Below are 12,259 nucleotides of genomic sequence, written 5' to 3'. Positions count from 1 at the left end.
ATAAACTGCACTGGCGGGCAAAAAAATACGTCAGTTTCTACACAGTAGAAGCTGACGTAAATTGAAGGGTCACTGTGCTTTTCTTTGCCTGGACATCAGCAGCATGACGATTCCCATATTCGCTATGTTAAGCCCAGATAAAATCAACAAAAATTAACCTCCGGAACTGGCTTCTAGGTGACTTCGCCGGACGGTTAAGATGCACTTAGTAACTGCATTGGATAAAAAATGAAAAAAGCGCTGACGAAGCGAAAGCATTGAGGAAAAACTGAATTGAAAACCTCGAAAAAAGCACGCAATTAGGGAGTGTCAGTTCGCTACAGCAGAGGAATACTGTAGCTCACGATCAGTCTATTTTGATCCTGGTTACGAGCCGCCTCACTATTAGATTTAGCATTCCGCCAGCCGAACCCGACGTTTTTTAGCGCCCCGGATTGAACGACGTAGTCCAGAATAATGTCTCTTTCCCATTCTTTCTGGTCATTACCGGATGTAGTCTTAATATTATCGCCTGATAGATATATAATCGACGCCTTCAGACCAGGGATGCCCAAAGCCGCGAAGTCGTAAGCGTACTGTCCGAATGCTGTCTTTTCCCCAGCACGGTTGAAGCTTTGCAGCAGACGATCTGTGTACAGGTACAGACTTGAACCAACAGCGCCTTTATCTACCAAACTCCCCTGATTGAGTTGAGTAAAATTGCTGCCATCCGAAACGCTTTGATACCCCGCAGTTAAAGCGTACCCACCCTTGGTGTAAATTAATGCAGCACTCCAGGTGCGGTTATCAATCACGCCATCACCATTTTTGGTGTAGCCACTGATTCTGTAACCCGATGTACCGGAGCTATTTTCACCTGACGAGTCTGTTTTGAAGTAACGCAGGTCGGTTTTCAGGGATTGATTGTCCGAGAGCGCAAACGTGTGAATCAGTCCGAAAAACTGCTGGGTGTAATAGTTATCGAGGTTAGCGTAGTAGTACTGAGCAGTCAGGTCTTTGGTAACCTTCCAATCGCCCCCAGCAAAGTCAAACTTGTTGCTTTCTCGCGTGCCGCCGACCACTGAAAGTCCCGTTTGATCGGTCGAACCACGGCCCGTCGCGTGTTCGATCCGACCACCAATCAAAGTCAAATCTTTGAATTCGTCTGAAGTGATCTGACCGCCTTCGAAGGTTTGTGGTAGGACGCGCCCGTCGTTGGCGACTAAAATCGGAAGCTTCGGAATCAAGGTGCCATAGCGCAGTTCACTCTTCGACATTTTGACTTTGCCCGTCAGCCCTAGCCGACTCCATTCATCGACAGCACGGTTGTCACTGTCAGAAGGAATCATGGTGCTGCCGACGTTCCGCCCTTTGCCGCTGTCCAGTGTAACGCCCAACATTCCCAGGGCATCAACACCAAATCCAACCGTACCGCCTGTATAACCTGACTTGTAATCCAGCATGAAACCCTGCGCCCACTCTTCGGTTTTCGAAGGGGCAGCGGTGCCGTCACGGTTGTCGTTATTGAAGTAAAAGTTCCTCATTCCCAAGGTGGCTTTACTATCACTTAGGATATCGGCAAATGCATGATTGCTTAGCGCCACACAGGCCAAAGCAAAAGTTGTGGACAATTTTTTTCGATTCACTACGGCACTCCAATATTTTTGTTTTTTAAATTCAGAAGCAACACTAACTGCCAGTAGACTTATTAGAACTTAACCCAGTCGATTAGCAGCCTGAGCACCAACGCAGCCCCCAAGACAATGTCTATTCAGAAAAGCAAGAATCAACGACCGAAGCGTCTGGGTCGCACATCCAGACTCGGTCGCTTGTTTCACACCGTGTCAACTGACGTCGCTGATTTTCCTGTAGCTGTCCAAGCTACTGGCGCTGCCGTAACTACAGGACGGCTCAGCACGATCCGCTACGGCGCATAGCCGGCGAGCACTGAATCTACACAGGCGAAGAACATACGCGCTCCCGGGGCTCTTTCGTGTCGACTGCCGGTGGCTTCGATGCCGGCGCAACCAGAGACCCCAAGAGCGGATGAGTCCAGCCGCGTTCAGCAAACGGCAGCAAGTCGTGTCAAAGCCTCATCAACGAAGCTCCGAGGACATGCGAGATTTATACGCATAAAGCCCTCACCCTCAACACCGAACTTGGTACCTTGGTCAAGCCAAAGCCGCGCTTGACGCAGCAGGAAGTCTTGCAGTTCGATGGAGCGCATCCCGAGCGCACGAAAATCGATCCACGCCAGGTACAGGGCGTCCGAAGGTGTCACTGTCAAGGGGAGATGGAGCTCCTTGACGCGACGGGCAAAGTATTGCTGGTTGCCTCGCACGTAAGCCAGCATTGCGTTCATCCATGGCTCGCCATGGCGATAGGCCGCCTCGCATGCGGCGGTTCCCATTGTATTGATCAGGAACGAACCGTTGCGCTCACTTTGTGCTTGATAAGCTCGGCGCAGTTGATCGTTAGGGATCAGGATGTTGGCGCAGGACAGCCCAGCTATATTGAAGGTCTTGCTGGGTGCCGTACACACGATTGAATTATGAGCAGCTGCATCGTTCAACATCGCAAAGGGGATATGCCGTGCGTCCTCGCTAAAGATCAAATCCTGATGCACTTCATCCGAGATCACCAGAATGTTGTTACGTTCGCAAATCTCTGCCATCGTGAGCAGTTCTTCGCGCGTCCATACGTTTCCTGTCGGGTTGTGCGGGTTGCACAGGATGAATAACTTTGTTCCTGGGCGGATCGCCGCCTCGAACACCGCCGGGTCGAATCGGTAGCGGCCGTCTTCCTCAACCAGCGGCGCATGCAACAAACGTCGACCATTGATTACAACATCCGAGTGGATGTGAAAATAAACTGGGGTTTGCACGAGTACATAGTCGCCCGGCTGCGAGAACGCCTGGATAGCCACGTTTAGTGCCGCAATGACACCCGGCGACTGGGTGATCCACTCCGGTTCCACCCTGAACCCAAAGCGTCGCATCTGCCAGTAAACGACGGCTTCGCGGTATGACTCAGGCGTACCACCGTAACCCAACACCCCCATGTCCAGTTCGCGTTGCAAAGCATCGAGAATCGGAGGAGCCACCCGAAAATCCATGTCAGCGATCCACATCGGCAGCGGATCGGCGGCGTACTGCTCCGCAGTTAGGAACTGGCGCCCATGCGACCACTTCATGGAATTGGATGCGCTGCGATCAATATGCTCATTGAAGTTATACACTGCGGGCCCCCGTCAAGGTTCGGGTTTTCAGTGGGGTTCGGCCACTTCGAATCTGCGTGGGTGCGATGAGCAGCAGGCATCCAATCAATCCCAGTACACTGCCAGCCAGCGTATAAAACACTGGGGCAAGCGTCACACCGGTCGACTCGATAAGCCAAGTGACGGTGAACTGTGCAAAACCACCGAACACCATGACGGCTATGTTGTAGCAAATCGCCAGTCCGGAAGATCGCACAGCAGTCGGGAACTGCTCGCCTAACGCTGTCGAGAACGGCCCAAAAAATCCACCAAGGAAGACACTGAGCGTGACATACACGACGAGTAAAGTGGACAGGGTCGGCGTCGCCTGCACCCATGAAAACAAGGGGTAAATGAGCAAAGCATATGGCGCAAGGAACGCCAACATGACCGGCTTGCGGCCGTATCTATCGGACAAAGCCCCCGTTACGGGAACGGCAACGATAAATGCCAACAGCCCGATTGCCTGTGCCATGAATGCATCATGCAGAGGAATATGAAACTGGCGAACCACGAAGGTCGGCATGTAAATGATGAAGATGTAGGCAGCGGTTGTAGCGCAGGTTGTGAGGGCCAAGGTGGCCAAGATGGCTCTTGGGTGCCGAGCGAAGATGGTGCGCAGACGCGTCTTTTCACCTAGGGCCATTGCTTGCAAAGACTCTTCGGGCTCCTCCAGGTGCCGACGTATCCACCAACCCAAAGGCGCAATCAGTAAGCCGATCACGAAGGGGATGCGCCACATGCCATCGAGCAGTTCTTGTTGTGTGAAGATAGATGTGAGCAGGAAACCGGTCAGTGCGCCGCAGAGATTCGCTAAGCCCTGTCCGAACATCTGCCAAGCGCCGTATATCCCTTTTTTACCTTCAGGCGCCGCCTCGACCAGATAGGCTGTTGCAGACGCGAATTCCCCACCGGTCGCTAGACCCTGGAGCAGCCTGGCAAAGACGATCAGCAGCGGCGCGGCGATACCAATGGTGTTATACGAGGGAGTGAAGACCATCAACAATAACGACACCGTCATCAAGGCAATGATCAACTGCAAGGCGGCTTTTCTACCGCGCCTGTCGGCATAGAGGCCAATCGCAATCCCGCCCAGCGGACGCATGAGGAAACCCACGCCAAATGTCGCCAGCGTGAGAAGCAGGCCGGTGTATTCCCCGGCGGTCGGGAAGAACACCTGGGAGATGATGACCGCTAGGAAGGCAAAGACACCGAAGTCGTACCATTCGAGGGCGTTACCGATGATGGCTGCGGACAGTTGCACCCAGCGCGGTTTCTCTTGTTTTTGTATGCTATTCATGGGGTTGCCTCTCACGAGTTTAAAGGAGGTCGTTTTCACGCATGCAAAGGCATGCTTAATTCAGCGATGCGCGCGAGCAATGCACTTCCGATTGGTGTGGCTGCATCGTTAAAGTCGTAGTACGCGCTGTGAAGTCCGTGGCAATGTTTGCCGTCGCCGGTGCCCAGATGAATGTAGGCGCCGGGCCGTTCGGCAAGCATGAAAGAGAAATCTTCCCCTCCTAGGCTTGGCACCGGTTGCTGGACAACATGCTCGACCCCTACGACATCGATTGCTGCTTGCCGCGCGAGAAGAGCTTCCGCTTCGGAGTTGATCGTGGCAGGGACGCCTTTTCGATACTCCAGAGTGGCGCTCCCGCCAAAGCTGCGGGCAACCCCCTCGACGATCTCCCGAAGCCGTGACTCGATAGTCTCCTGAACTTCGGCGCGCAATGACCTAACCGTGCCAGAAATGACGACCTCGTCGGGAATGACATTGAACGCCTCAAGACTGCCACCCGATATTCCGCACAGGCTGATGACACCGGTGTCCAGCGGATTGAGATTCCTGCCAACGATGGAGTGAACAGCGCTGATGATTGCACCAGCGATTAGGACGGGGTCTACGGTGTACTGGGGCGCCACGCCGCCATGACCACCTCGTCCCTGAATCTTGATGGTGATGATGTCGGAGGCTGCCATGACGGCGCCGATCGGCACTGCAATGGTGCCCAGCGGGAGGGTTGGCCAGTTGTGCAGTGCATAGACTTGTTCGATGGGAAACCTCTCGAAGAGTCCATCGTTAACCATTTCAAGTCCACCGTTATAGCCTTCCTCGCCCGGTTGGAAGATCAAATAGACAGTGCCGTCGTAGTCGCGCGTTTTTTGTAGATAGTCCGCTGCGGCCAGAAGCATGGTGACGTGTCCGTCGTGCCCGCAAGCGTGCATCCTGCCTTCTCTCGTCGACGCGTAGTCGAGTTTGGTGCACTCCCGCACTGGCAGCGCATCCATATCGGCTCGCAAACCAATTGCACGGCCGCTCGACGTTGCGCGACCCGGAATGACGCCGACAATCCCAGTTCTACCGATACCCGTCTGGTACGGAATGGACAAATGATCCAGCGCCGCACAGATGACTTCGACGGTGCGGTGTTCATCAAAACCCAGTTCGGGGTGGGCATGGAGGTCACGCCGAAGCGCCTCGTAGTCGGCAGCTTGGGAGCGAATTTGATCGATGATTTTTTGGGGCATTTCTTGACAGCCTTTACGAATGTTGATGTGGCCGAGTGATTCCAGCGCTGTCATCAAATCGTATTCATCGACTGCCATACCGTATAATGCTATTTACTGATACAGGACATGCCGCAGAGGTATCCCTTGGATTTACGACAACTGCGCTATTTCATTGCTGTTGCAGAGCAGGGAAGCATCAGCGCTGCCGCAATTAAAGTGCACATCGCGCAGCCAGCGCTCACGCGTCAAATCCATGCGCTCGAAGAAGGTCTGGGAACTCCCCTGTTTCATCGAACGACGCGTGGTGTCGTCCTAACCGATGCCGGGGAGATATTGCTGACTGATGCGCGCCGCCTTGTCGACGATGCAGAAGCGGCGAGGGAGCGTGCCAAGCGTGCCGGTCGTGGCGAGATAGGACACCTTTCGGTTGCTCTGCCTGTGGTACAGACGCTGGCGCCTATGACCGCAGAGATGCTTCGTAAGTACAGGGAAGAAGTGCCCGGTGTGTCCATCACATTGCGCCACCTGCTATCGGCCGAGCAAACCGCATTGCTGTCCAGTGGGCGTCTGGATGTTGGCGTTCTTTTGGTCAGGCCTACCGACGATCCCTTATTCAGGGGAATCCATATTTTCTCGGAGAAGATGCTTTTGGCGTATCCGGCAGCGTGGCAATGGGAAAAAGGTCGGCCGCAGTCGCTAAGGGATCTCAACGACCTAGACTTCGTATGGCTCCTCCGGAATGAGGCACCGGCCTGGCATGACAAGCTGATTCACTGTTTCTACGATGCAGGCTTTATTCCCAATGCGTCAATTCTGGGAGTGGATGCTGCAGCGATGCTCACACTGGTTTCAGCTGGCATGGGCTGCACGGTATTGCCTGAGTCCGTCAAACGTATCGCACCGACCACAGTCGCGTTCATGGAAATCCCAGATTTAAAAATGACCCAGCATTGGGAGCTTGTCTGGCGGGCTGACAACCGCTCATCGTCTCTTATGCGATTCATCGATGTGGTGACACGTTATTTTGGGGACAGCTCTGAAAGCATCAGTAGTTCAACCGATGGGGTGCTTAACAAACTCTGAAAGTATTCACTTTTCTAAAACCAACACTATATTGCTTACCTCCCGGTGTTGGGTAGCCAGACGCGGTTACCCGCGTCCAGCCCCCTAAGAACCGTGCATGCGCCTTTCAACGCACACGGCTCAAGCCTCCACTAAGGCATCTTTCGACACCCGGTTACCCAATTTCGTTTTTGGCGTGTAACTGATTTCTAGGGCAATTGAGATGGTGCATTTGCAGGTTGCTTGCTGCATCTGATCCGCCGTCAGTCCGTTTTACAATACTGCGAACATCCCAAGGGGTGTTCTTTGTGATCGGTTTCTGACAGGTAGAGCACATGCCATCTTGCCTGCGCCAGACGCGGTAAAGCTTCCCGCGACCTTTCGATGAGCTCAGCATTTTTTTACCCCATCGGGACTCGAAATACTGCTCCCACTGTGGGTCATGCGGGTTTGCGCTTGCTTTGATCTTGATATGCCGCTGTATTAGCGTATCCGCCTCTGAAAGCAGGCTGCGCTCCCTTTTCGTTCCATCTTCTCTTTCTTCTGTTGCGGCAAACACCCACGTTCGGGAGCCTCTGGTCTTGAAGTAGCGATCCTTGACCCAGCGGGCTCCTTTATTCGGGTGTCTTCTTACCGCCCATCGCCATAGCATTGACCATACGTAGGCGTCGATTCGATTAAAGGTTTTCTTGGCGACTACATGACGGTGGTAATTCGCCCACCCTCGTAACACGGGGTTGAGCAGATTTATCAGGTCAATCTGTTTAGCCTGCCTGTTGGCCTTTATAACTTCACGGATTTTGCCAAGATGTGCTTTGACGTTCGCTTTCGACGGTTTCATCAACAGCTTGCCGTTGTACTTGCGGATGCTCCATCCGAGGAAGTCAAACCCATCCTTGATGTGTGTTACTTTGGTTTTTTCAGGTGACAGGACTAGCCCACGCTCTGCCAGAAATTCAACCACTGCGGGCTTGACCTCGTGTTCCAGCCACTCTTTCGAATTACCAGTAATAATGAAGTCATCCGCGTAACGCACCATGTTCATTTTCCGGCCTGTTCTCTTCGCTTTCGGGAATTTTTCCGAGAGCATCAGTTCGAGGCCATCCAATGTCATGTTTGCCAACACTGGCGATATTATGCCCCCTTGCGGGGCGCCGGAGTCGGTGGGAAAGAGTTTGTTTTGATACACGAATCCCGCCTTGAGCCACTTATTTAAAACCACCTTATCCGTTGAGATATTGGGGATCATCCAGTCGTGACTGATTTTGTCGAAACAGCCTTGAATATCGGCCTCCAGCACCCACTGCGCGCTCGCCTTTTGCGCCAAACAAGTGAAGCATTGTTCACCGGCATCGGCAGTTGAGCGTTCCGGCCTGAACCCATAAGAATTCAGGTCGGCGGTGGTTTCCGCGATCGGTTCCAGGGCCAGCAAATGCAACGCTTGCATAGCCCTGCACTTCATCACGGGTATGCCGAGCGGCCTCGTCTTGCCATTTTTTTTCGGAATCATCACTCTCCGAAGCGGAAGAGGCGAGTAACCTCGCCGCTTCAACGACGCAATCGCGTTGGTCTTTGCCCTCGGCGTTTTCCACGTCACCTTGTCCACGCCGGGGGTATTCTTGCCTTTGTTTTCAGTCACTCGCTTGACGGCTAATGCCTTGCCACAAAACGAGTGGGTCAGCAGCCATTGCAAGGCTTTCGCCTTGTTGTGCCTGCCGGCCTGGGTGGCCTTCACAATACGCGTTTGCAGCCGTCTTACATGGCGCTGGACATCGGCCCAATTAATGCCGTCCCATGCCACGCCGGAAGGTGCACACGCCAGTGTTGCTGCATTCATTTGCTCTCCTCCCGTTTAAATGGTTCTACAAATTTTCTTGTGAAGGGAGACCATGAGGAAGTCTGCCCGCTTTCGCGTGGGATGATGTTGCAATCCCTATCCGTCCCATTACAGGGCGGCGTTCGCTTTGTCCTCAATCCTGTTCCCGCACCGCCATTGGCAGACCTTGCGGCCTGCTGTCCCCGAGGGGAACGATACGGGGTTCCCACGTTCCACTTGCAGAAGTACGTCGGGTTAGGTGCCTGCTATGGGCCGGGAGGTGTCTGGGTCACGAAGGCCCACCTGACAAGGGTTCTTCCCACCTCCGTTACCGTTTTGGTCAAGCGCAATAGCCATTTCCGCTTGTTCAACTTAACGACCTTTAGCGCAGATTCACATGTGTTCACCATCCCGACTATCTAGCACTTCACCGGCGTATGGCTGCCAGAAGAGTACGCCTCTCGCGATTGATACCCCGTACCTTGCGGTGCTTCGTTGCATTGTCAGAGTCGCTCTTTATTCAGACTCCTAGATTCACCAAGTGACATTGGTGGTTCCCTCAGTTGAAGCGGGAACGACTTCTACAAGCGACTTCGTGTCGCACGTCAGGATAGTTGTCGCCTCACCGATTTTCCTGAAAAAGCATATCGGGGGCGGAAAGATACTACGCGTGTCGTACTATTCACCAGAACGTAGAGCTGGATTGCTGAAGATGTTGCTCCCCCCGTTGAGCCTTACGATGGCAGAGGTTTCCCGGTGCGAAGGGGTCAGCGAATGTCACTGTCCAACTGGCGTAAGCAGGCCAGAGTCGAAGGGAATGTAGTGTCCGACACCAAGCAACCATCCGAGAACTGGTCAGCCGAAACCAAGTTCGTCGTCGTCCTTAAGACGGCCGGTTTATCTTAAACCGACCTGGGCGAATACTGCCGACACAAGGGCCTTTACCCCGAATAGATTGCGATTTGGCGACTAAACAAACTGCGCCGCAGGGCAACAATCGCCAGCTTTACATAGTGGAAGCTGGCGTAAAATTGTCGGGTTACTGTGTTTTTCTTTGCCTGGACATTAGCAGCATCACGATAGCGCCGACGAGCGTAAGCAATGACAACGAGTACCATGCCAAATACGTCGAGTGCGTTGTATCCTTGATCCACCCGAAAAACATGGGCTAGCAAAACCTACAATCTGCCCCACAGAATTGATGATGGCAACTCCCGCCACAGCACCGGATCCGCTGAGATAAGAGCTGGAGAGCGGCCAGAACATAAGCAGAGCGGTAAACGCACCCATAGTCGCTATTGCAAGCCCAAATAAAAGTAACAAAGATGAGCCTCCGGAATTGGTAGCCATTATCAACCCAACAGCACTCATGATCATTGGAAAAGCTAAGTGCCAGCGACGCTCGTTATTAACGTCGGCCGACTTACACATGAAAATCAAAAATAGCGTAGCGGCCGCGTCAGGAATGGCAGTTATAATGCCAACCATCAACATACCTCCCCAGTTACCGGACTGGACAACAATCGGCAACCAGAATCCAATGGCATATACTCCTCCTTGAAAAGAGAAATAGATCAAGCCAAACAGCCAAACAGCCAAACAGCCAAACAGCCAAACAGCCAAACAGCCAAACAGCCAAACAGTCTTGCTTTTTATGACCCCCTTTATGCCATCCGACTTGACTATTGAGTTCTTCAATTCATCTTTAGCCAATTCTAAAAGAAGAATGGTTTCTCATAGGCCGTAGCCACTTAGCGTCCTCAATCCGATCATCAAGTTAAAATACACACCAATTCCCAGGAAAATCGTTGGTATACCTTCGATTAAAAAAAGCCAAAGCTAACAAATGTCTTTGAAGAAGTGACCGCAGCTGCCTGGATGACAGGTAATGCAGCGCGGGTGGCCGGTGATCGCGTTAGTGAATTGAAAGACCCCCCTTCCTTGATGGCAATGCTGCGTATGTCTTCTGAACCTGATGTGCGCCGAGGTATAGCTTTTGCGTTGTCTTTTGCCGGAGCGCTGGGGCGCCAGCTGAATCATGGTATTGCAGATCATTGCGAGGACTGATCCCAACCAAGGTGAAAAGAGTTGGTTGAAATTCAAACTTGCATGATCAATGCACGAAACTCAGAACAGCCTAGCCAGTAAACCGCTACTCATGTACTGAAAGCAATCGCCGCCGCTTACAACTGCGACGACTGCCTTAGCACCCTTTCTAAAATAACTATTATCCTATTTGCTTGTCAGCATCTCAAACAGTAATAGGATTAAGTTTCTTTACCTCTGTATTTCGGCCCTTCAATAAAGAAGCAGGTATCCCCTTGAGTAACACTACAGCCCCTAAAATTAACACTCCGGCGAATATGTAGAGCCCATAATCAATAGATCCTGTAGACGTTTTGATCCAGCCAATAAGAGCGGGACTGGTAAAACCTCCGAGCAGCCCTATTGAATTGATAGCAGCGATGCCTCCCGCTGCTGCAGAACCGGACATATAAGACGTAGGAATTGTCCAGAAAACCGGCATCGTTGTAAGAATACAGGTCGCTGCCAGCGTTAGAGCAAGCATTGAAACTATTAAGCTCTCACCGAATAAACCAGTAACCAGAAGGCCGATGCATCCACCGAGCATACAAAGCGCGACATGCCAGCGTCGTTCCTGCTTCTTATCAGAGTGCTTACTAATTAAAATCATGCCACAGACACCTACTAAATAAGGGATAGCTGTTAGCATTCCAATTTCTACAGAGTCGGATACGCCATGCTCGCGTATTAAAGTAGGAAGCCAGAAGCTAATAACATACAGACTGGCTGATATTGAAAAATAAACAGCTCCCAAGATATATAGACGGGGATCGCTCAAGGCCTGCTTGAAGTGATGCGTCTTTTGACCATCGGCAGAATTCTCTTCCTCTAAGGCATGAATGACGGCGTATTTCTCTTGCTCTGAAAGCCATTTAGCTTCACTAGGACGGTTTGCGAGTGCAAAATAGACAGCCAGACCTAGTAGTACCGTTGGAATGGCCTCTACCACAAACATCCATTGCCAACCTTTCCAGCCATAAACGCCATCCATATTTGACAACAACCAGCCGGAAATTGGCCCGCCGATGATCCCCGCTACAGCGATCGCTGACATAAACATCGCGATAATCCGTCCGCGCATAGCTGCCGGGTACCAAAAAGTCAAATAGAGTACGATTCCTGGAAAGAAACCAGCCTCAAATGCACCGAGTAGAAACCTGGCAATGTAGAACTGCATCGGGGTTTGAATGAATGCAAAACTACCTGATATCAGCCCCCAAACAATCATGATACGCATCAGAGTCAATCGTGCACCGACCTTCTCTAATATTAGATTACTCGGAACCTCGAATAGAAAGTAGCCAACAAAAAACATTCCTGCACCAAGCCCATATACCGCTTCGGAAAACCCGAGATCTTGCTTGATATGCAATGCTGCAAAGCCAATATTTACCCGATCCAAATAAGCAAAAACATAGCATATGAAAAGAAACGGAATTAATCTCAGTGTGATTTTCTTGTAGATTCTTCGCTTCTCATATTCATTTTCACGAATATTCACAGTTTGGCAGTCTTTAAAATCGCCCTTATTCATTACCTTTCTCCTGCGC

At 51.9% G+C, this 12,259-nt stretch carries 9 protein-coding genes and 1 pseudogene; 3 read left to right on the top strand and 7 right to left on the bottom strand.

The features are described from left to right. Nucleotides 1-317: 317 nt before the first annotated feature. The 4 genes from PspS04_RS10135 to PspS04_RS10120 form a co-directional block, all read right to left on the bottom strand. Nucleotides 318-1,610, bottom strand: coding sequence for an OprD family porin (locus tag PspS04_RS10135; protein WP_442966639.1), 1,293 nt, complete (start codon nucleotides 1,608-1,610; stop codon nucleotides 318-320). Nucleotides 1,611-2,041: 431 nt separating this feature from the next. Beyond that, entirely contained in the window at nucleotides 2,042-3,217 is a 1,176-nt protein-coding gene (locus PspS04_RS10130) for a MalY/PatB family protein (RefSeq protein ID WP_154852087.1), read from the bottom strand. Then, complete coding sequence (locus tag PspS04_RS10125; protein WP_150763584.1) at nucleotides 3,210-4,535, bottom strand: MFS transporter; 1,326 nt, start codon at nucleotides 4,533-4,535, stop codon at nucleotides 3,210-3,212. Before PspS04_RS10125 ends, PspS04_RS10130 begins: the two co-directional genes overlap by 8 nt. 35 nt (nucleotides 4,536-4,570) lie before the next feature. Next, nucleotides 4,571-5,842 (bottom strand): M20 aminoacylase family protein, encoded by a 1,272-nt coding sequence (locus PspS04_RS10120; RefSeq protein WP_202982081.1) that lies wholly within the window; start codon nucleotides 5,840-5,842, stop codon nucleotides 4,571-4,573. 48 nt (nucleotides 5,843-5,890) lie between these two features. Between PspS04_RS10120 and PspS04_RS10115 the strand changes: the two genes are divergently transcribed. Further along, nucleotides 5,891-6,829, top strand: a complete 939-nt coding sequence (locus PspS04_RS10115; RefSeq protein WP_154852086.1) for a LysR family transcriptional regulator — start codon at nucleotides 5,891-5,893, stop codon at nucleotides 6,827-6,829. Between the two features lie 154 nt (nucleotides 6,830-6,983). Here the strand turns inward: PspS04_RS10115 and ltrA are convergent, their stop codons facing one another. Next, nucleotides 6,984-8,645: a group II intron reverse transcriptase/maturase gene (gene ltrA, locus PspS04_RS10110; protein WP_159994948.1), complete on the bottom strand. Its 1,662-nt coding sequence runs from the start codon at nucleotides 8,643-8,645 to the stop codon at nucleotides 6,984-6,986. A 691-nt stretch (nucleotides 8,646-9,336) separates the two neighbouring features. On the opposite strand from ltrA, the pseudogene PspS04_RS10105 reads away from it, so the two are divergent. Then, nucleotides 9,337-9,527 (top strand): annotated as a pseudogene (locus PspS04_RS10105) (IS3 family transposase); the annotation flags it as partial. Nucleotides 9,528-9,698: 171 nt separating this feature from the next. On the opposite strand, the gene PspS04_RS10100 reads toward PspS04_RS10105, so the two are convergent. Continuing rightward, entirely contained in the window at nucleotides 9,699-10,337 is a 639-nt protein-coding gene (locus PspS04_RS10100; protein WP_159994946.1) for a hypothetical protein, read from the bottom strand. Between the two features lie 165 nt (nucleotides 10,338-10,502). On the opposite strand from PspS04_RS10100, the gene PspS04_RS28075 reads away from it, so the two are divergent. Continuing rightward, nucleotides 10,503-10,691 carry a DUF1641 domain-containing protein gene (locus PspS04_RS28075; protein WP_150763581.1) on the top strand — a complete coding sequence of 63 codons (189 nt, stop codon included), beginning with the start codon at nucleotides 10,503-10,505 and terminating at the stop codon, nucleotides 10,689-10,691. 184 nt (nucleotides 10,692-10,875) lie between these two features. On the opposite strand, the gene PspS04_RS10090 is transcribed toward PspS04_RS28075, so the two are convergent. After that, on the bottom strand, nucleotides 10,876-12,243 hold the full coding sequence (locus PspS04_RS10090) for an MFS transporter (protein WP_159994944.1): 1,368 nt from the start codon (nucleotides 12,241-12,243) through the stop codon (nucleotides 10,876-10,878). Between the last annotated feature and the right edge of the window lie 16 nt (nucleotides 12,244-12,259).

This window comes from Pseudomonas sp. S04 (assembly GCF_009834545.1).
GTDB lineage: Bacteria > Pseudomonadota > Gammaproteobacteria > Pseudomonadales > Pseudomonadaceae > Aquipseudomonas.
This window is presented reverse-complemented; position numbering and strand designations above follow the sequence as displayed.